Origin of the sequence: Pantoea sp. FN0307, from assembly GCF_050113815.1 — a bacterium.
In the GTDB taxonomy this organism is placed as follows: Bacteria; Pseudomonadota; Gammaproteobacteria; order Enterobacterales; family Enterobacteriaceae; genus Mixta; species Mixta alhagi.
The window spans coordinates 426878-447250 of the sequence record NZ_JBNJSO010000002.1; the positions used below are offsets into that span (position 1 = coordinate 426878).

At 53.4% G+C, this 20373-nt stretch carries 22 protein-coding genes; 6 read left to right on the forward strand and 16 right to left on the reverse strand.

Annotated elements, in window-relative coordinates:
• Nucleotides 1-10 precede the first annotated feature (10 nt).
• Entirely contained in the window at nt 11-283 is a 273-nt protein-coding gene (locus ACQE3Z_RS09580; protein WP_085070177.1) for an oxidative damage protection protein, read from the reverse strand.
• The gene (mutY, locus tag ACQE3Z_RS09585) at nt 283-1371 is read right to left on the reverse strand and encodes an A/G-specific adenine glycosylase (protein ID WP_426973567.1); all 1089 of its coding nucleotides are present in this window, start codon (nt 1369-1371) and stop codon (nt 283-285) included. The genes ACQE3Z_RS09580 and mutY overlap by 1 nt, the downstream gene beginning before the upstream one ends.
• Nucleotides 1372-1525: 154 nt before the next feature.
• Between mutY and trmB the strand changes: the two genes are divergently transcribed.
• The 3 genes from trmB (at nt 1526) to ACQE3Z_RS09600 (ending at nt 3434) form a co-directional block, all read left to right on the forward strand.
• Nucleotides 1526-2245 (forward strand): tRNA (guanosine(46)-N7)-methyltransferase TrmB, encoded by a 720-nt coding sequence (gene trmB, locus ACQE3Z_RS09590; RefSeq protein ID WP_426973568.1) that lies wholly within the window; start codon nt 1526-1528, stop codon nt 2243-2245.
• Nucleotides 2245-2571 (forward strand): YggL family protein, encoded by a 327-nt coding sequence (locus ACQE3Z_RS09595; protein ID WP_250650839.1) that lies wholly within the window; start codon nt 2245-2247, stop codon nt 2569-2571. The genes trmB and ACQE3Z_RS09595 overlap by 1 nt, the downstream gene beginning before the upstream one ends.
• A gap of 149 nt (nt 2572-2720) precedes the next feature.
• Nucleotides 2721-3434, forward strand: coding sequence for a DUF2884 domain-containing protein (locus ACQE3Z_RS09600; protein ID WP_426973569.1), 714 nt, complete (start codon nt 2721-2723; stop codon nt 3432-3434).
• A gap of 71 nt (nt 3435-3505) precedes the next feature.
• Here the strand turns inward: ACQE3Z_RS09600 and ACQE3Z_RS09605 are convergent, their stop codons facing one another.
• The 6 genes from ACQE3Z_RS09605 to ACQE3Z_RS09630 form a co-directional block, all read right to left on the reverse strand.
• Nucleotides 3506-4210 carry a hypothetical protein gene (locus ACQE3Z_RS09605; protein ID WP_426973570.1) on the reverse strand — a complete coding sequence of 235 codons (705 nt, stop codon included), beginning with the start codon at nt 4208-4210 and terminating at the stop codon, nt 3506-3508.
• On the reverse strand, nt 4207-4644 hold the full coding sequence (locus tag ACQE3Z_RS09610; protein ID WP_426973571.1) for a DUF5675 family protein: 438 nt from the start codon (nt 4642-4644) through the stop codon (nt 4207-4209). The genes ACQE3Z_RS09605 and ACQE3Z_RS09610 overlap by 4 nt, the downstream gene beginning before the upstream one ends.
• 425 nt (nt 4645-5069) lie before the next feature.
• On the reverse strand, nt 5070-6206 hold the full coding sequence (hemW, locus tag ACQE3Z_RS09615) for a radical SAM family heme chaperone HemW (RefSeq protein ID WP_426973572.1): 1137 nt from the start codon (nt 6204-6206) through the stop codon (nt 5070-5072).
• Nucleotides 6199-6792: an XTP/dITP diphosphatase gene (locus tag ACQE3Z_RS09620; RefSeq protein WP_426973573.1), complete on the reverse strand. Its 594-nt coding sequence runs from the start codon at nt 6790-6792 to the stop codon at nt 6199-6201. Before ACQE3Z_RS09620 ends, hemW begins: the two co-directional genes overlap by 8 nt.
• A gap of 35 nt (nt 6793-6827) precedes the next feature.
• Nucleotides 6828-7379, reverse strand: a complete 552-nt coding sequence (locus ACQE3Z_RS09625) for a YggT family protein (protein ID WP_250650834.1) — start codon at nt 7377-7379, stop codon at nt 6828-6830.
• 12 nt (nt 7380-7391) lie between these two features.
• Entirely contained in the window at nt 7392-8099 is a 708-nt protein-coding gene (locus tag ACQE3Z_RS09630; protein ID WP_426973574.1) for a YggS family pyridoxal phosphate-dependent enzyme, read from the reverse strand.
• Nucleotides 8100-8114: 15 nt separating this feature from the next.
• Between ACQE3Z_RS09630 and ACQE3Z_RS09635 the strand changes: the two genes are divergently transcribed.
• Nucleotides 8115-9143: a type IV pilus twitching motility protein PilT gene (locus tag ACQE3Z_RS09635; RefSeq protein ID WP_426973575.1), complete on the forward strand. Its 1029-nt coding sequence runs from the start codon at nt 8115-8117 to the stop codon at nt 9141-9143.
• Here ACQE3Z_RS09635 and ruvX read toward each other — a convergent pair.
• The 8 genes from ruvX to metK all read right to left on the reverse strand — a co-directional run bounded on the left by ruvX (nt 9106) and on the right by metK (nt 16485).
• Nucleotides 9106-9528: a Holliday junction resolvase RuvX gene (ruvX, locus tag ACQE3Z_RS09640; RefSeq protein WP_208615315.1), complete on the reverse strand. Its 423-nt coding sequence runs from the start codon at nt 9526-9528 to the stop codon at nt 9106-9108. The genes ACQE3Z_RS09635 and ruvX overlap by 38 nt on opposite strands.
• Nucleotides 9528-10091: a YqgE/AlgH family protein gene (locus ACQE3Z_RS09645; protein WP_426973576.1), complete on the reverse strand. Its 564-nt coding sequence runs from the start codon at nt 10089-10091 to the stop codon at nt 9528-9530. The genes ruvX and ACQE3Z_RS09645 overlap by 1 nt, the downstream gene beginning before the upstream one ends.
• 80 nt (nt 10092-10171) lie before the next feature.
• The gene (gene gshB, locus ACQE3Z_RS09650; protein WP_426973578.1) at nt 10172-11116 is read right to left on the reverse strand and encodes a glutathione synthase; all 945 of its coding nucleotides are present in this window, start codon (nt 11114-11116) and stop codon (nt 10172-10174) included.
• Between the two features lie 94 nt (nt 11117-11210).
• Nucleotides 11211-11942 (reverse strand): 16S rRNA (uracil(1498)-N(3))-methyltransferase, encoded by a 732-nt coding sequence (gene rsmE / locus ACQE3Z_RS09655; RefSeq protein WP_426973580.1) that lies wholly within the window; start codon nt 11940-11942, stop codon nt 11211-11213.
• Nucleotides 11943-12047: 105 nt separating this feature from the next.
• Nucleotides 12048-12761, reverse strand: coding sequence for a deoxyribonuclease I (endA, locus tag ACQE3Z_RS09660; RefSeq protein ID WP_426973582.1), 714 nt, complete (start codon nt 12759-12761; stop codon nt 12048-12050).
• A gap of 106 nt (nt 12762-12867) precedes the next feature.
• Nucleotides 12868-13386, reverse strand: coding sequence for a SprT family zinc-dependent metalloprotease (locus tag ACQE3Z_RS09665; protein ID WP_426973583.1), 519 nt, complete (start codon nt 13384-13386; stop codon nt 12868-12870).
• Between the two features lie 122 nt (nt 13387-13508).
• On the reverse strand, nt 13509-14906 hold the full coding sequence (locus tag ACQE3Z_RS09670) for a sugar porter family MFS transporter (RefSeq protein WP_426973584.1): 1398 nt from the start codon (nt 14904-14906) through the stop codon (nt 13509-13511).
• 427 nt (nt 14907-15333) lie between these two features.
• Nucleotides 15334-16485: a methionine adenosyltransferase gene (gene metK / locus ACQE3Z_RS09675; RefSeq protein WP_085070212.1), complete on the reverse strand. Its 1152-nt coding sequence runs from the start codon at nt 16483-16485 to the stop codon at nt 15334-15336.
• A gap of 788 nt (nt 16486-17273) precedes the next feature.
• Between metK and speA the strand changes: the two genes are divergently transcribed.
• Together speA and speB are read left to right on the forward strand one after the other, a co-directional pair.
• The gene (gene speA / locus ACQE3Z_RS09680) at nt 17274-19250 is read left to right on the forward strand and encodes a biosynthetic arginine decarboxylase (protein WP_085070213.1); all 1977 of its coding nucleotides are present in this window, start codon (nt 17274-17276) and stop codon (nt 19248-19250) included.
• A 174-nt stretch (nt 19251-19424) separates the two neighbouring features.
• Complete coding sequence (gene speB / locus ACQE3Z_RS09685) at nt 19425-20360, forward strand: agmatinase (protein ID WP_426973585.1); 936 nt, start codon at nt 19425-19427, stop codon at nt 20358-20360.
• Nucleotides 20361-20373 lie beyond the last annotated feature (13 nt).

The following is a 20373-nucleotide window of genomic DNA, read 5'->3' on the forward strand; positions in this document are numbered from 1 at the left end:
GCCCAAAATGTTATTTCTCTGGTGGGGTATAACCTTCGATGTGCACATCTTTGCCTTCAAACAGGAAATTCACCATTTCCTTCTCCAGCACTTTGCGATCTTCTGGGTTCATCATGTTGAGTTTCTTTTCGTTAATCAACATGGTCTGCTTACTCATCCACTTTGACCAGGCCTCTTTCGAGATGTCATTGTAGATGCGTTTTCCCAGTTCGCCTGGGTAGAGCTGAAAATCTTGACCTTCAGCTTCACGTTGCAGAAACGTACAGAAAATAGTGCGGCTCATTACTCTTCCTCTTCAGAAACGCGCATATGCAGCGATATTTGCTGGGGATGCCGCAATTCTTGCAGCAGGCGTTCGACCGGTGCGGCTAAACCCACGGCCGGTGGTTGCGCTAAGTTATACCAGAGACCCGCGTCTTCATCCATCACCGCGCCCGAGGATGGCAGTTCCAGCCACATTGGCACAATATCCAGATGGAAATGGCTAAAAGTATGGCGAAAAGCAGTTAGCTGCTGTAACGCGGCGCTGCGCATGCCGCGCGCGGTGAGCCAGGCGCGTAATTCCTCTTCGTTAGCGAACTGTGGAAAGCAAAACAGGCCGCCCCACAGGCCAACAGGCGGGCGCTGCTCCAGCCAGACTCCCTCGCCGCGCTGCATCAGCAGCATATAACCGGTGCGTTCCGGCAGCGTCTGCCGGGGCTTTTTGCCGGGGTAGCTGGCCCAGCTTCCCTCGGCATAAGCCATACAGCCGTTATTCAGCGGACAAATTTCACATTTGGGCTTTGAGCGCGTGCAAACCAGCGCACCGAGATCCATCATCGCCTGATTAAACTCACTGACGCCAGCCGCAGGCGTGACCTCTTCCGCAATCTGCCACAGGCGTTTTTCCACCTCTTTCTTGCCCGGCCAGCCGCCCACCGTATAGCAGCGTGCCAGCACGCGCTTTACGTTGCCGTCCAGAATCGGATAGTGCTGGCCCAGCGCCAGCGAGACCACGGCGCCTGCGGTAGAGCGGCCTACGCCGGGCAGGGCGGCAACCTCATCAAAAGTTTCAGGGAAAATGCCCTGATGACGCTCGGCAATGGTCTGCGCCGCCTTATGTAAGTTGCGCGCACGGGCGTAATAACCAAGGCCGGTCCAGAGGTGAAGCACCTCATCCAGCGGCGCTGACGCCAGATCGTTGACCGTAGGAAAACGCGCCATAAAGCGTTCAAAATAGGGGATCACGGTGGCGACCTGGGTTTGTTGCAGCATGACTTCGGAGAGCCAAACCTTGTAAGGCGTTTTGGCCTGTTGCCACGGCAGGGTTTTACGTCCGAAGCGCTGATACCAGTCCAGCACCTGCTGCGCGAACTGTTGCGCTTGCATCATGAGAAGGAAAATTTCCGTTATTGCTCTACACTCAGGCAGGCATTCCAGCATAGACATTGCGCGGAGTAAACCGGAACTTTGCAAGTGCTTGCTTCTGTCCGGTAACTTTGCATAATGCCCGTTTTCCTGAATATGCAGACAGGCAGGCAACGACATGATTAATGACGTCATCACACCGGAATTTGATGAAAACGGGCGCCCTTTGCGTCGTATCCGCAGCTTTGTGCGTCGTCAGGGTCGCCTGACAAAGGGTCAACAGCAGGCGCTTGATACCTTATGGCCGGTTATGGGCGTAGAGTATCAGGCGGAGCCGGTGGATCTGGTGGCGTTATTTGGCCGGGAAGCGCCGGTGGTGCTGGAGATTGGCTTTGGCATGGGCGCATCGCTGGTAGCGATGGCCAGCGCAAACCCGGAACAAAATTTCCTTGGAATTGAGGTTCATGCGCCAGGCGTAGGGGCCTGTCTGGGATCGGCGCAGGAAGCAGAGCTTAAAAATCTGCGCGTAATGTGCCACGATGCGGTTGAAGTGCTGGAAAAGATGATCCCGGATAACGCATTGCGCATGGTGCAGCTGTTTTTCCCCGATCCCTGGCATAAAGCGCGCCATAACAAACGCCGCATTGTGCAGGTTCCGTTTGCCGAGTTGGTATTACGTAAACTGAAGCTGGGTGGCGTATTTCATATGGCCACCGACTGGCAGGAATACGCTGAGCACATGCTGGAAGTGATGAGCAGCGTAGAGGGATATCAGAACCAGTCCGCCACCAGTGATTATGTGCCGCGTCCGGAAACGCGACCATTGACGAAATTTGAGCAGCGCGGGCAGCGACTGGGCCACGGCGTATGGGATTTAATGTTTGAGAGGATTAAATAATGGCAATACAGCGTAGCCGCCGTTTACGTAAAAAGCTGCATATTGACGAGTTTCAGGAATTGGGCTTTTCTGTTGCCTGGACGTTTCCGCAGGGTACTGCGGTAGAAGAGATCGATACGACCGTTGATGCCTTTATTCATGAAGTCATTGAGCCTAACGGACTGGCGTTTGACGGCAGCGGTTATCTGCAATGGGAAGGTCTGGTATGCCTGCAGAAAATCGGTAAATGTACCGATGAGCATCGTGAACAGGTTCGTCAGTGGCTGGAAGCGCGCAATATGGAAGGTGTAAAAGTCACTGAACTGTTTGATGTCTGGTGGGACTAAAAGCTAAGTCAACGCGCATACTGGCAATTCAGGCGCGTTAAGTGAGCGCCTGAAGCGGGCAGGCCGCACTGAAAACGCGCCTGGCCAATGACAGCATCTGTTTCACAGGCGCACGAGAAATGAGTCCTATAACGAACCCAGGAGTCTTTATGATGCGTAAAGCGCTGACGGGCGTACTTTTGCTGGCTGCGGTGCAGGCGCATGCAGCTTATGAATGCCCGGTGAAGCCGCAGGATGATGTGGTTATCACGCCGCAGTCGGTACAGGTAGTGGGCGCCAGCGGTAATCTGGTGATCTCTCCGGTGGGCGATCTGCAATACAACGGCAAGCAGATTCAGCCAGATACGGCGACACGTCAGAAAGCAGTGGATTATCAGGCGGCGCTGCGTCGTGATTTGCCGTGGGTGGATCAGGGCGCATCGAAGCGGCTGGAGAAAGGCCGCGTGGCACTGGATAAGGTAGTTGTGGAGAAACTTGGCGCCAGCAGCAACGTGCGCAAGCGGCTTACCACGCTGGATGAGCAGCTGAAGCAGCAGATGAACCGTATTATTGAGCATCGCAGCGACGGCTTAACCTTCCACCATCAGGCTATCGATCAGGTTCGTGCTGACGGGGAGCGTCTGGTGCAAAGCAGCTTAGGCGGCGTCGTGCAGGACAGCCTGAACGAGATGGGCACAAAACAGGCCAGCCAGAGCGATAATCCGTTGCAGGCGATTATGGGTAATCTGGGCGGCTTGCAGCAGGCGATTCAGGCAGAATGGAGTAACCAGGAGCAGGATTTCCAGAACTTCGGTCGTGAAGTCTGTAATCGCGTAACCGCCCTGGAAAACCAACGGAAAGCGGTGTTAGCCGGAATTAAATAGTAAAATGCCCTGACGGCCTCAGAGGGCTGGCAGGGCGCTTATCGTCATTCGCATCCGCTAAATAAATAATGTTAATTCAGTGGTACAACATCGCTAAACTTAATATAACCTTTTTTATCGCTTAGCCGATCCTGTCTGGTGGGATCGTACAGGGCGACATACATCCATTGTTTATTAATGGTTTTTATCTTTACCACGCTTTCATCACGAGTAAATGTATAGCTGGTTTTAGCTCTCTCTTTGGGTTCATGCTTGAGTTGCCCGGTTTTTGTATTCGAATTAAGAATGTATGAGGTTAAGTAAGGGAAGCTGCCACCATAAACACAGCCTGTGTCGTCATTTGTTTTTGTATTAAAGTCCAGGGCAGTCGGCGTAAAAGAAACAAACTCGGCGATATAGTTATCTGCATCGCATTCAATATAATGTTTAATCTCTTTGATAGTCAAATAACCTTTTTGGTTGACATACCACTCCTTATACTTAAAGAAATTATCAGGTATATTTGTAAAATGGCTTTTTATGAAGTTTATTTTTTTATTCTCACTGCCATCCATTAAAATATCAATTACTTTCATTTTCTGCGGTGAAGTTTTAGATGGGAAGTACCTGAAGCCTAACTGCGGCGTGTTTACAGTAGCATCATCATTCCATTCGGCTTTCCAGTAGGCCTGAAAAGTGCCATCTATTAGTAATTGGTCAGCGAATGAATAATGAGCTAAAGTTAAAAAAGAAAATGACAGGAGAATCAATGATTTTGAAAGGTTTTTTTTGATCATCTATTACCGTCCACATAACAAGAAGTGATCATAACAGTAAAGTTAGCGATGCCTTCTTTTTCTATAATTTCCTTTATCCTTTTATACATGATAACACTGTTTGTGACTTTATTGGCCAACCTTTCTGTTCCAGGCAACAGGCAGCCTTCAGTATCCTGAGGGTTATTCCCTGGGTGAATAAGAATATCTCTGCTTACCGATACATCAGCGTTAAATAGCTTAGGCGTAGGGTTATGTTTTACAAACTTTCCGCTTGTATGCCATACAAGTCGGTAACTTCCTTCCGGGATCCTTTTCTTTAAACGTGGGGTGACGGTATCAGGTCCGGGACATTCCAAAAAATAACCTCTAATGTCTGTGCCAGGGATACTGAATTCGCTAATGGTAGATAACGTGGTTTGCCATTTTCGCTGAACGAATATCGTGTACGTCATAGCCATAACCTCCTTGTTATGTAAAGTCCGTATCTCTTTAAGTAGTCAGCCGGAACTTTATAAATACAATGTCCAGAATGCTGTCAGGATGGGTTAAACGCCATAGCATTTTGTGAAATAAGTTATTAACCAGAAGGAAAATATTACAGGGAGAAATAAATAATACATTATCAAGATCTTACACTGAGACATAACCCGCTGAAATCATCGATGTTGTTTATCTGAACGAGGAACTCAGGGCCGTTTTAATCGTGATTCGCTGTTTTAAAATTAACAGGAAAGGGGATATTGCCGGGCTTTGCAATGATAAGAAAATCATTCCTGTCTGATAGCAATAGTCAGGTGTCAGAGGAAATAAAAAAGCTCAATGTGCCTGCTAAATAGATCAGCCAGTCACAATGAGCTTTGCGCTTTAATTAAAAAGATTATTCCGCCAGGAACAGTTCCAGCAACGAATTAAGGAACAGCTTGCCTTTCTCCGTTACCTGCCAAAATTGTGGCGTTTCCGTCAGGTAGCCTTTCTCCAGCGCACTATTCAGCTGCGGTCGAATAATGGTTTCATCCAGACCGGTATAACGTGTAAAGTCGCCGCGCGGCGCTGGCTCCAGCAGGCGGAAACGGTTCATAAAAAACTCAAAGGGCTTATCTTCGTCCGCCACCTCATACTGCTTATCCAGGTATTCTCCTGACATAAAGCCGCGTGGATGGCGCGTTTTTATGGTACGCACGATCCGGCCATCCGGCTGCGTTAGCTTGCCGTGCGCGCCGCAGCCAATCCCCAGATAGTCACCGAACCGCCAGTAGTTCAGGTTATGTTCGCAACGATAGCCAGGTTTGGCGTAGGCCGACGTTTCATACTGCTCATAGCCCGCCGCCGTCAGCAGCTGATGGCCCTGCTCAAAAATATCCCACAGCGCGTCATCATTAGGCAGCACTGGCGGACGCGAGGCAAACAGCGTATTCGGCTCAATCGTCAGCTGATACCAGGAAAGGTGCGGCGGATTAAGCGCAATCGCCTGACGCAGGTCGTCCAGCGCCTCGGTTAGCGATTGATCGGGCAGACCGTGCATCAAATCAAGGTTAAAACTACGCAGCCCAAGGCCGGCAGCCAGGTGAGCCGCGCGCTTTGCCTCTTCCGGGCCATGAATGCGACCAAGACGCTGTAGCTTAAGCGGACTAAAGCTCTGTACGCCGATAGAAATACGGTTTACACCAGCCGCCTGATAAGCGCTGAAACGATCGGCTTCCACCGTACCGGGATTCGCTTCCATGGTAATTTCTGCCCCGGCAGCCAGCGGCAGACGCGCCCGCACGCCGTCCAGCAGCAGCTGCATGGCGTGACTGCTTAACAGACTGGGCGTACCGCCGCCGATAAAGATCGTGGCCACTTCACGTCCGTGGGTTAACGGCAGGTCGCGATCCAGATCGGCCAGCAGGTGATTGACATATTCCTCATGCGGCACTTCGCCTTTTAAGGCGTGCGAGTTGAAATCACAGTAGGGACATTTCTGCACGCACCAGGGAATATGAATATAGAGGCTGAGCGGTGGAAGATTAGCCATTACGCATCGCTTCCAGCAGCAGAGTCAGCGCCTGGCCGCGATGAGAAACCGCGTGCTTTTCCGCTTTGCTCAGTTCAGCTGCGGTTTTGCCCAGCTCAGGGACATAAAAAATCGGATCGTAGCCAAAACCGCCAATGCCCGCCGGCGTGCGGATAATTTCCCCGCGCCAGCTACCGTGGCACACCAGCGGTGTCGGATCGGTTACATGACGCAGATAAACCAGCACGCAGTGAAACTGCGCCTGACGCTGGCCTTCCGGGGTATCCTGCAACGCATCCAGCAGCTTCTCCAGATTTTGCCGATCGCTGGCCGCCTCGCCGGCGTAGCGCGCCGAATAGATCCCAGGCGCGCCACCGAGCGCATCTACCGCCAGACCTGAGTCATCGGCAATGGCTGGCAGGCCGGTTACCTGGGCGGCATGGCGCGCTTTCAGAATGGCGTTTTCAATAAAGGTTAAGCCGGTTTCCTCTGCGGGCTCTACGCCCAGATCGGTTTGCGCCACAATATTCAGGCCAAAATCAGCCAGCATATCGGCCAGTTCACGCACTTTACCCGGGTTACCGGTGGCGAGGACAACTTTTTGCATATCAGTTCCAGAAACGTTTACGGCGATAACAACAATTACAGCTGCGCCCAGCCAGGGATGAAATCCATGCCCAGGAAGTTCAGCATATAGAGGATCAAAATGACCACCATGGCGGAGAAGTCGATACCGCCCATTGCCGGCAGGAAGCGACGCACAGGTGCCATCAGCGGTTCGGTCAGCTGAATCAGTACATAATCCACCGGATTACGACCCTGACTTATCCAGCTCATTAGCGAACGGACGATAATTACCCAGAATACCAAGACGCCAGCCGCTTTCACCAGCGAGACCAAACCGAAATAGAGGAACACCGGATCGAACAGGAAAACGCTGCTCTGAAGCGCGAAAACCAGGGTAAACATCAGCACGCTAAGCACATAGGCCAGCAGCAGCGATGCGGTATCCAACGGACCGACAGAAGGGATAACGCGGCGTAGCGGCTTGATTACCGGCTGGGTAATTTTGACTACAAACTGGGAGAACGGGTTATAAAAATCGCATCTTGCCCACTGCATCCAGATGCGCAGCAACAACACTTTCACGTACAGATTAATCAGCGTCGTTACCAGGAAAGTCAACGTCAGCATGAGGTTCCTCAATTATTGTTGTGGGGGAGTGGTGCCGTAATCACGCGCACCGAAAATAGCGGTGCCGATACGAACCATGGTACTGCCTGCCGCAATCGCGGCCTCCATATCGTCGCTCATTCCCAGAGAAAGTGTATCGACGGATGGATAATGCTGTTTCAGCGAGGCCAGCGCATCCGCCATCTTCTGACAGACCGCCAGCTGACGCTGGTAATCTTTTTCCGGCGCCGGAATCGCCATCAGTCCGCGCAACCGCAAATGCGGCAGCGCTGCAACTGCCTGTGCCAGTTCCGGCAGCGCCTCAAGCATAATGCCCGATTTACTGTTTTCGTCACTGATATTTACCTGAATTAACACATTCAGCGGCGGCAGATGTGGCGGACGTTGATCGTTCAGGCGCGTAGCGATACGTAAGCGATCCACCGTATGACACCAGGCGAAATTCTCCGCCACCAGACGGCTCTTATTGGATTGCAGCGGACCGATAAAGTGCCATTCAGGGTCACTGTGGGCTAACACCTGAATTTTATCCACGCCTTCCTGAACGTAATTCTCACCAAAGGCAAGCTGTCCTGCCTGCAGGGCTTCTGCGACAGCGCTCGCAGGTTTGGTTTTACTGACGGCAAGCAGCGTAATTTCTTGTGGATCGCGGCCGCAACGCGACGCCGCCGCAGCGATACGCTGGCGAACTTCCTGTAAGTTGTGCTGAATAGAAGTCATAGTCAGGAGAAAATCATGGATGTGGAAGAAATCGTGGCCCTTAGTGTAAAGCATAATGCTGCCGATCTGCATCTTTGTAGTGGACATTTGCCGCGCTGGCGTCTGGATGGCGTGCTGCAACCCATCCCCGATCAGCCGCCAACCTGTACTGCAATGCTGGAGGCGCTGCGTGAGCGCTGGCTGGATGCTGATCAGCAGGCCAGCCTGACGCAGAACGGAGACATTGATTTTGCGATAACCACCTACAGCGGGCAGCGCCTGCGCGCGAATCTATTCCAGCAGCGGCAGGGTATATCGCTGGCGTTGCGTGTGATTAGTAGCCGCTGTCCAGCGCTGGAGGCGCTGCGGCTGCCTGCCAGCGTTCCGGCGCTGCTGGAGCAGCAGGATGGCCTGATCCTGATTACCGGTGCCACCGGCAGCGGCAAGTCAACCACGCTGGCCTCAATGGTAGATGCCTTGAATCAGCAGGCGGCTCGCCACATTATTACGCTGGAAGATCCCATTGAGTTTATTCACCTCAGCCGCCGGTCGCTGATTCAGCAGCGGCAGATCGGTCAGCATTGCAGCAGCTTTCAGCAGGGATTACGGGCGGCGCTGCGCGAAGATCCCGATGTGATTCTGTTGGGAGAGCTGCGCGATCTGGAGACGATTCGCCTGGCGCTGACGGCGGCGGAAACCGGGCATCTGGTGCTGGCGACGCTGCATACGCGCAATGCGGCGCAGGCGGTGGATCGCCTGATAGATGTTTTTCCGGCTGAGCAGAAAAACCTGGTGCGCAGTCAACTGGCGTCCAGCCTGAAGGCGGTGGTCGCCCAACGACTGGTAGCGGCGAAAGAGGGAGGGCGCGTTGGGCTGTATGAAGTGTTAATCAATACGCCGGCGATCGCCAACCTGATCCGTGAGGGGAAAACCCATCAGATAGCAGGCCTGCTGCAAACCGGGATGCAGTCAGGTATGCAGACCTTCGAACAGAGCCTGCTACAGCGGCAGCAACAGGGGCTGACTGTCAGGCTGGATAGTTCTCAAACCAGCTTTCCAGGATGATCACCGCCGAAAGCGAATCGACGCTGCCTTTCGTGAGCGCTTTATAGCCGCCACGAGCAAACAGATCGGCGCGTGCCTCAACGGTACTGAGCCGCTCATCATGTAAAACAACCTGCACGCCAAAACGGCCATGCAGCCGGTTAGCAAACTTACGCGCCCTGGCGGTCAGTGGTTGTTCGGTGCCGTCCATATTAAGCGGCAGGCCGACCACTACCTGCTGCGGCTGCCATTCCTGTAACAGTCGTTCGATCTGTTCCCAGTTGGGCACGCCATCCTGCGCTTTCAGGGCGGTTAAAGGGCGCGCGGTGCCGGTAAGAGGCTGGCCTACCGCGACGCCGATGCTTTTGGTGCCAAAATCAAACGCCAGAAGTGTCATGTTACTCATCAGGCGTGACCTGCCTCGCTGGTGATGTTGTGTATATCTATGCCGATGCTTTTTGCCGCTTCACGCCAGCGATCAGCGATTGGCGTCTGGAACAGAATATTGCTGTTAGCAGGGGTGGTAAGCCAGGCATTTTCCAGCAGTTCGCCTTCCAGCTGATCTTTCTCCCAGGCGCAGTAGCCCAACGCCACCAGCACCTGCTCCGGCTGTTCCGGCGTTCCAAGAGATTCCAGAACATCGCGCGAGGTGGTTATGACGGTATTATCGGAGATACGGATACTGGAGGCGAAAGTACGCTGGGCAGAATGCAAAATAAAGCCGCGATCTTCAGCCAGCGGGCCGCCGGAGAACACCGGCTTATCCAGTTTAACCTGCGGATCGCGCGGTGAGGGCGCAATTTTTAACTTAGTGAGGATGCCTTCAACCGTCAGGTTCTCCATCGGCTTATTGATAATTAATCCCATGGCGCCGTCCTGATTATGCTCGCAGATATACACCACCGAACGTTTAAACAGCGGATCCTGGAGGGCGGGCATCGCAATCAAAAAATGGTGCTGTAAATTCATTCTCACTCGTCTGAATACGGGTTAACGGCGAACGGCAGGCCATTAACGGGTTGAAGACGGGGCTACTGCCCCGTTCAAATTTATGCCAGGCGCTTCTCGATGGCATCCATCAACATACCGGTGATGGAGACCGGGAAGGCGGCTTCGATTTCACGAATGCAGGTTGGACTGGTTACGTTAATCTCGGTCAGCTTGTCACCGATAATATCCAGCCCAACAAAGATCAGGCCTTTTTGCTTCAGCGTGGGGCCAACGCGACGCGCGATTTCCCAATCGCTTTCGCTCAGCGGGCGCGCTTCACCGCGTCCACCGGCGGCCAGATTGCCACGCGTTTCACCCGACTGAGGAATACGCGCCAGGCAATAAGGAACGGGTTCGCCATCCACCACCAGCACGCGCTTATCACCTTCTTTGATCGCTGGCAGATAATTTTGCGCCATGCAGAAGAAGCTGCCGTGATTGGTCAGCGTCTCCAGGATCACCGCAAGGTTTGGATCGTCCTGTTTCACACGGAAAATGGAAGAGCCACCCATGCCGTCCAGCGGCTTCAGGATAATGTCGCCATGCTGCTGCCAGAACTCACGGATCCGCTTCGCATCGCGTGTGACCAGCGTATCGGGCGTTAACTCGGCAAACCAGGCGGTAAACAGCTTTTCATTACAGTCGCGCAGGCTCTGCGGTTTGTTAACGATCAGCACGCCCTGTTCTTCCGCACGCTCCAGCATATAGGTGGCGTAGATAAATTCTGTGTCGAAAGGCGGATCTTTACGCATCAAAATCACATTCAGCTCAGCCAGCGCAATATCCTGCTCGCTGCCAAATTCGAACCACTTATCGTAGTTCTGCTCAACGCTTAGTTGACGGGTACGCGCACGCGCCTCACCGCCGCGTAAATAGAGATCGTTCATCTCCATATAGTGAATTTCGTAACCGCGGCGCTGTGCTTCCAGCAGCATTGCAAAGCTGGAGTCTTTTTTAATATTGATCGTCGTAATAGGATCCATGACGATGCCAAGCTTAATCATTCTTCTCTCCTCGATCGGGCGGTCGGTATGCCGCTTGCCGCAGGTTGGCATAAATTCTTTTTACAGGCTTAACGCAATGGGCCGCTTATTCAGCTTAACCCAGATCGCCAAACCTGACCTGGAGTGCCGTAATTGCAGTGAGCGCGGTAGTCTCGGTGCGCAGCACGCGTGGTCCAAGCAAAATATCGGTAAAACCATGCTGGCCGGTCATCGCGATCTCCTCAGCGGTTAATCCGCCTTCCGGGCCAATCAGCAGGCGAACCCGCTCCACCGGCTGCGGCAGCGTATTAATGCTGTGTTGCGCTCGCGGATGCAGATTCAGCTTCATTGCGTCATCCTGCTCGGCGCACCAGGTTTCCAGCGACATCGCTTCACGGACCTCAGGCACCACATTGCGTCCGCACTGCTCGCAGGCGGCCACGGCGATTTTTTGCCATTGCTGAATCTTTTTGGCCTGCCGCTCGGCGTCCAGCTTTACGCCGCAGCGCTCAGAAAACAAGGGGGTAATAACATTAACGCCCAGTTCAATCGACTTCTGAATGGTAAATTCCATTTTTTCACCACGCGACATCACCTGTCCCAGGTGCAGATGAAGAGGCGACTCGCGGCTATCCATGCGGCTTTGCGTGACTTTGACCGTTACGCTGCGCTTATCGGCGCGTAAAATTTCAGCGTCAAAAACCAGATTACTGCCATCAAACAGTTCCAGCGCCTGGCCGCTGCCCATACGCAGCACCCGGCCAACATGATTGGCGGCATCTTCGCTTAGCGCGATTTCATGACCCACCGTCAGGGATTCGGGATGATAAATGCGGGGTTTTCGCATGATATTCCTGATCATAACAGACCGCGCAGGCGCACGGCATAAAGTACCTTCGCATAACAGACGCAGAGCCTGCCATGCGGTTGTGTAAAGTTTAGGGCAGCGCTTTTAACGCTGACAAGCGCGCTCAACGTAAGGGTTGTGGTTTCCCTGAATTTTTGCGATGCGTTTATCACGTTCGCATTCCCAGGGCGTTACCGGATACTGCTTATCCCATACCTGCATCAGCTGAGTTTGCTGACGGGAAAGGCGCAGCTGGTAACGATCGCGCATATAAAAATAAGTTCGGGCGATAACGCCACGCGCCCGGGCCGGTGGCTCTGCCAGCTTATTTTTAAAATCTATTTTCATTTCGCACTGGCCATACTGACGTTCGCTGCCGTTCCACTGGCTGTACATGAAGTTGCCACGGTCGCCATTCACTTCGCCAATTGCCGGCTGCAGGTTATGTAAATCAGATTCTATCTGACGATAGCCTTCATCTTTGCTGCAATTTTTACGACCGCCGTCCTGCCAGCACTGGCGCTGGTGGCCGAATTGCCAGGCGGGAACCACATGTTCCCATTCGATGCGGCTGGCGCGGTTGGCGTTTTTACGCACCTGATAGCCGCACGAGGCCAGATCGGGCACGCCTTTTTTCCCTTCCCAGTTAATCTTACAGCCGCAGTAGAAAGAGCCTGGCGCATCGGCATTGATTTGCACAGCGACTTTCTTCGCCTGCTGAAAATTATTCTGATGATAAGTATTTCCGCTCAGGCTGTGCGCGGCTAAAGGCGCAAGCAGAACAGAAAAGGCAACGGTAAACAAAAATTTGCGAGACATATTCCATTTTTCAGCTGATGAAAAAGAGCGCGCAGCGTACCAGATTGCGTCGTCTGTCGGAATGCTAAAGGGCCGATCGGAGGGAAATGCGCATTAATCAGGCGGCTCAGTCACCTGATGCCGGGTAATGGCCAGGCTGAAGCAGATCGCCGCACTGAACGCAGCGGTATTCTGTTTCACCGCGCATAACACGGTTATGGCGGCGCACCGTGAGATGATGTTGCTGACAGCGACAGTGCCAGGGAAAGGTTTTACCGCGCACGGAGGCAACTTCAAACTGATGCGTGCGGCGCGCCGGAACGTCCAGAATGGTTTCCATCATCCATTTCCACTCTTTGCCATGTGGCGCGACGCGGCCAAAGTGACGCCATACCAGCAAGTGCGCCAGCTCATGCGGCACCACCTCTTCAATAAACGCCTGCTGGTTTTCCAGCAGCAGCACGGGATTCAGGCGGATCTCCCAGCTTTGCAGCCAGGCGGTGCCGGCTGCCGTACCGCGCTGCTGATACACCAGAGTGGGCTCAGGGTAATTGCGCGCCAGGCGCTGATTGGCCTGCTGCAGTTTCTCACGCAGCGCACGCATAACGGCCTGCTGCAGGGCAATAGGAAGGCGAATGGGTTTCATAGCGGCAAAGAATACGGCGCGTAAAGCAAGAAAACAATGGGGCGCGGGTAGCGATTGAGCAGAGGCAGAGGATAAAAAAACCGGGGCGGCAAAGGCGGCCCCGGCTGTTGCAGATAGCAGGGTTACTCTTGCGAACCAATATCGCGCAGTTTTTTACCCGACATCAGGTTGCGTTCGATATGCTCCAGAGAGATGTTTTTCGTTTCCGGGATCAGCATTACCGTCAGGATGATAAATAGAATATTCAGGCCCGCGTATACCCAGAAAGTATTGGCGTTGCCCAGCGTATTCAGCATCGTCAGGAAGGTTGCGCCGACGATCATATTCGCAATCCAGTTGGTGGTCGTGGAAACGGTAATCCCGAAATCGCGCCCTTTCAACGGCTGAATTTCCGAGCAGAGTACCCAAATCAGCGGACCGGCGCTCATCGCAAAGCCGATAATAAACATCAGCAGCATGGCAACGGCAAAATATTGTGCGCCCGGCGATTCGATACCAATATGCAGCATGGTGCCAAGGATACCCATACCAACCGCCATTACCAGGAAGCCCAGCGTCAGCGTGGGTTTACGACCCCAGCGATCCACCAGACCGATAGCGATAAAGGTTGCCAGCACGTTGACCAGGCCAACAATTACCGTGCCCCACATCTGCTCGGTCGTGTTGCTGAAGCCCGCGATTTCAAAGATTTTCGGCGCGTAATACATGATGACGTTCATGCCGGTGAACTGCTGCATAACCTGCAACAGCACGCCCAGGTATACCGCACGACGGAAGTTGCTGTTCTCGCGGAACAGGCTCCAGCCGGTCTGCTTGATCTTCAGGCTTTCGCGGATCTCATCCAGCTCACGCTTTGCCTGCTCGCTGGTGTCACGCAGGCGATCCAGCACGCGTTGCGCATCGCGGAAGTGGCCTTTTGCCGCCAGCCAGCGTGGACTGTTCGGCAGGAAACAGACGCCAACAAGCAACAGAACGGCAGGAATGGTAATAATGCCCAGCATCCAGCGCCAGTTACCGGTATAGCTAAAGGCGGTATCAGAAAGATAAGCGCCCAAAATACCGATGGTGATCATCAGCTGATACAGAGAAATCATGCTGCCGCGAATTTTTTCCGGCGCGATTTCTGACAGGTAAAGCGGCGCGGTATAGGAGGCAACGCCCACGGCCAGACCAAGTACCACGCGTGCGGCGATCAGCATCTCCGGGTTCGGCGCCATGGCCGACCAGAGAGAACCGATAACAAACAGGATCGCACCGGCCATCAGGCTTTTTTTACGGCCCAGGCGGGAAGACATCCAGCCGCTACCGATCGCGCCGATCGCTGCGCCAAACATCATTGAGCTAACGATCCACTCCTGTTGATGGCTGGTAACATTAAAATCTTTAGCGATAAAGGGTAGGGCACCGGCGATAACGCCAATATCCAGGCCAAACAGCAGGCCAGCAAGTGCAGCAAGAAAGCAGACGAATAAGGTCATCATCTTATTCGAGGTTCTGCTTTTGTGGGTATTACCAGGCATATTGCCTCCGAATAGTATCCATCGTTGTAGTTATCAATGTTAGGAAACCTGAGCCGGGCGAAAAGTGAGACGGATCACAGAGGTGTAATCGGTTACACACGCCGGAACCCTGAAAACCAGCATTTATCACCAGGCTCTGGTTACATAACCAGTAAGGTATAGCACCTGTTAAGTTTCTGACAGTCCGGTGTTAATGAGCCATCAGACGACGCTGAAAATAACGCATTTTCTGACAAAATACATCCGCGATTAAATCCTAAATAACCGAAATATAAGGCCTTTCGATTTGTAAGCGTTATCATGCCAGCGGTATATACAGGCAACAAAAAGTGTAGCTGGGGAAAAAAAACATGAGGAATAAAAAAGGGAGCAATGAATGCTCCCTTTTTATACAGACGCCACCGATGAAAACGGCAGCGTGAAAGGATTACAGACCAGCCGCGTCGCGCAGCTGTTGTGCTTTATCGGTTTTTTCCCACGGGAAATGCTCGCGACCAAAGTGGCCGTAAGCTGCCGTTTCGCGATAGATCGGCTGCAGCAGATCCAGCATCTGAATCAGGCCATACGGACGCAGGTCGAAGAATTCACGTACCAGCAGAGTCAGCTGCTCGGTAGAGACTTTCTCGGTGCCGAAGGTTTCAACCATGATAGACGTTGGTTCAGCTACGCCGATAGCGTAGGAAACCTGAATTTCACAGCGATCGGCCAGGCCGGCAGCCACAATATTTTTTGCCACATAGCGCGCCGCATAAGCCGCTGAACGGTCAACCTTAGAGGGATCTTTACCAGAGAACGCGCCGCCGCCGTGACGAGCCATGCCGCCGTAGGTATCAACGATGATCTTACGACCCGTCAGGCCGCAGTCGCCCATTGGGCCGCCGATAACGAAGCGTCCGGTTGGGTTGATAAAGAATTTGGTGGTAGAGCTCAGCCATTCCGTCGGCAGGACCGGCTTGATGATCTCTTCCATCACCGCTTCTTGCAGGTCGGCCTGAGAAATATCTTCTGCATGCTGCGTGGAGAGCACAACGGCATCGATACCGACAATTTTGCCGCCATCGTACTGGAAGGTTACCTGGCTTTTTGCATCCGGACGCAGCCACGGCAGGCTGCCGTTTTTACGTACTTCAGACTGACGCTGTACCAGACGGTGAGCATAAGTCACCGGCGCAGGCATCAGCACATCGGTTTCATTGGTGGCATAGCCAAACATCAGGCCCTGATCGCCCGCGCCCTGTTCCAGCGGATCGATGCGGTCAACGCCCTGATTGATATCGGGCGACTGTTTGCCGATAGCACTCAGAACGGCACAGGAGTTAGCATCAAAGCCCATATCGGAGTGAACATAGCCAATATCACGCACGGTTTGACGAGTGATCTCTTCGATATCAACCCAGGCGCTGGTGGTGATTTCGCCACCCACCAGGACCATACCGGTTTTCACATACGTTTCGCAAGCCACGCGAGCTTTCGGATCCTGAGCGAGGATCGCATCAAGAACGGCGTCCGAAATTTGGTCGGCAATTTTATCAGGATGTCCCTCGGATACGGACTCTGAGGTAAAAAGGTGTTTAGCCATTTAATTCTTTACCTTACTAAAACGGTTTAATTAACAACTGCCCGGCGCAGGGAAAAGGCTTAGCCTGTTCCAGCGCCCCTTCAGGCAAAGCCGCGTGCAGCACAGAAGTTAACCAGTTTAGACGGATTAACATCTGGACGTCTATTTTAGGTTACTCTGTAAGCGAATTGCCAGCCCTTTTTTGTCGGGTGGTGCTTTCTGATTATCGGCAGCTGGCCCGATTTCCTGACAGCAACCACAGCTTACATAATTTGTTTTTGCAATTTGCCCGCGTGAGCGGTATAAAACGCGGCTGCTGTTTTCAGCGAAGATACAGGACGCTCAGCGCGTCTGGCCCGTCAGATGAGATATCTGATTTTCACCCTCAGGCCTATTTTCCACATGCCCGGCATGTGTGGAGGTGATACGAGTAATGAACCAGGTTTTCACCCTTTCTTCCGGTTCACTCCGCTGCACTGATGTGCATTCGTCTCTTTCCGTTTGCTCCTCCGCCAGCCTTTTCCGTCAAGGTTTTCTCTGTTTCGGTCATCATCACGACACGAGCGCAGGCTAACTTGCTACAGTTTGACTGGGTGCCTTCAGTTTTAGTTGAAGGTGAGCTGATGCTTTTTTATCCCGCAACACGGAGTTCAGCGACGTGTTTTACACTGAATCTATGACGCAGTGGGTTGAGGCGACCGTTCAGCATTTTATGCTGGCGATCTCGCCGGAAGGTGGCTTGTTCTGGCAGCGCCAAACTGCGATAGTTGTTAATTATTCTGCAACACTAATTAATGTTGAGGTTCGCAATGTCTGACGACATAAAGAATATCAAGGGTTCGTCAGCAGGCGAACAGGGTGAACTGCGCTCAATGCAGGAGGTGGCGATGAGCGATCAAGATGCGAGCAGAATGCTGCGCACCTATAACATTGCCTGGTGGGGCAACAACTATTATGACGTCAACGAGCTGGGGCATATTAGCGTCTGTCCCGATCCGGATATGCCGGAAGTGCGCGTAGACCTGGCCCGCCTGGTAAAAGAGCGTGAAGCTGACGGCCAGCGCCTGCCGGCGCTGTTCTGCTTTCCGCAGATCCTGCAACATCGTCTGCGCTCTATTAACGCTGCCTTTAAACGCGCGCGTGAGTCTTACGGCTATCAGGGCGACTACTTCCTGGTCTATCCGATCAAGGTGAACCAGCATAAGCGCGTGATCGAATCATTGATCCACTCCGGCGAGCCGCTGGGTCTGGAAGCGGGTTCGAAAGCGGAGCTGATGGCGGTACTGGCTCACGCCGGTATGACGCGCACGGTTATCGTTTGTAACGGCTATAAAGATCGTGAATATATCCGTCTGGCACTGATTGGCGAAAAAATGGGCCATAAAGTTTACCTGGTTATCGAAAAAATGACCGAGGTGAAACTGGTGCTGGAAGAAGCGGAACGCCTGAATCTGGTGCCGCGTTTGGGTATTCGCGCCCGTCTGGCCTCGCAGGGGTCCGGTAAATGGCAGTCCAGCGGCGGTGAAAAATCGAAGTTTGGTCTTTCCGCTTCGCAGGTGCTGCAGCTGGTGGATATTATGCGCAACGCCGGGCGTCTCGATAGCCTGCAGCTGCTGCATTTCCATCTCGGTTCGCAGATGGCCAATATCCGCGATATCGCTACCGGCGTACGTGAGTCCGCGCGTTTCTACGTGGAGCTGGCGAAGCTGGGCGTTAAGATCCAGTGTTTTGATGTCGGCGGCGGTCTGGGCGTTGACTATGAAGGTACGCGCTCGCAGTCAGACTGTTCCGTTAACTATGGCCTGAACGAATACGCCAACAACGTGATCTGGGCCATTGGCGACGCCTGTGAAGAGCATGGCTTGCCGCATCCGACGGTGATTACCGAGTCGGGCCGTGCGGTAACCGCGCATCACACCGTGCTGGTTTCCAACATTATCGGCGTTGAGCGCAGCGAGTTCAGCAAGCCCTCAGCGCCAGAAGTGGATGCGCCGCGTCCGCTGCTGAGCATGTGGGAAACCTGGCAGGAGATGCACGAGCCGAATACGCGTCGTTCGTTGCGTGAATGGCTGCACGACAGCCAGATGGATCTGCATGATATCCATACCGGTTATTCGCAGGGCACCTACGATCTGTCGCAGCGCGCCTGGGCAGAACAGCTTTATCTGAGCATCTGCCACTATATTCAGCAGCATCTTGACCCCAGCAACCGCGCTCACCGTCCGATTATCGATGAGCTGCAGGAGCGTATGGCGGATAAGATTTACGTTAACTTCTCGCTGTTCCAGTCGATGCCGGATGCGTGGGGTATCGATCAGCTGTTCCCGGTGTTGCCGCTGGAAGGGCTGAATAAGAAGCCGGAGCGTCGCGCGGTACTGCTCGACATCACCTGTGATTCTGATGGCACCATCGATCACTACGTGGATGGCGATGGCATCGCTACCACCATGCCGATGCCGCAGTACGACGTGGATAACCCGCCGATGCTGGGCTTCTTTATGGTGGGCGCATACCAGGAGATCCTGGGCAATATGCATAACCTGTTTGGCGATACTGAAGCGGTTAACGTTTACGCTTTCGCCGACGGCAGCGTGGAAGTAGAGCTGTCGGATGAAGGGGATACCGTTGCGGATATGCTGGAATATGTCCAGTTGAACCCGCAGGAGCTGCTGGATCTGTTCCGCAATCAGGTTAAACAGACCGAGCTTGACGATGAACTGCGCGCGCAGTTCCTTGAAGAGTTTGAAGCGGGCCTCTACGGCTATACTTATTTAGAAGACGAATAAGCAGCGATGCGGCGGCGAGGGTCAAAAATGACATTGCCGCCAGCGTTTCGCGCGGCGATAATCGCCGTCAGTTATCTCATCAATCCCTTCCTCGTCGGGTTTAACGACGCGGAGGGGATTTTTTTCATCTGAACAACCATGTCGGCCGCGCCGTCATGAATAAAAGGAGTTGTTATGAATAACACCAACACCTTAGGTCATCAGTACGATAATTCCCTGGTTTCCAACGCCTTCGGCTTTTTGCGTTTGCCGTTGAATTTCCAGCCGTACGACAGCGATGCTGAATGGGTGATCACCGGCGTTCCTTTTGATGCCGCGACGTCTGGTCGTCCCGGCAGCCGCCTGGGCCCGAGCGCGATTCGCCAGATCTCCACTAACCTGGCATGGGAAGGCTGTCGCTGGCCGTGGGATTTCGATCTGCGCGAGCGTCTGAAGGTGATTGACTGCGGCGATCTGGTTTACGCTTTCGGTGATTCACAGGATCTGACCGACAAGCTGCAGGCGCATGCGGAAAAACTGCTGGCAAGCGGTAAGCGTATGCTCACTTTTGGCGGCGATCATTACATTACCCTGCCGCTGCTGCGCGCCCATGCAAAGCATTTCGGCAAGATGGCGCTGGTTCATTTTGATGCGCATACCGACACCTACTCCAACGGCCCGAAATTTGACCACGGCACCATGTTCCATCATGCGCCGAACGAAGGTCTGATCGATCCGCAGCGCTCGGTACAGATCGGTATTCGCACCGAGTTTGATAAAAATCTTGGTTATCAGGTGCTGGATGCGGCGCAGATTAACGATCGCGGCGTTGATGACATTCTGGTGCAGGTGAAGCAGATCGTCGGCGACATGCCGGTTTATCTGACTTTTGATATCGACTGCCTCGATCCGGCGCATGCGCCTGGCACCGGCACGCCGGTGATTGGCGGTTTGACCACCGATAAAGCGCTGAAGCTGGTTCGCGGTCTGCAGGGCCTGAATATTGTGGGGATGGATCTGGTAGAAGTGGCGCCGGGCTACGATCAGTCCGATCTGACTTCGCTGGCAGCGGCAACCATTGCGCTGGATATGCTGCACGTGCAGGCGGTGAATAAAGCTAATAAAGGTTAAACCTCTGACCGTC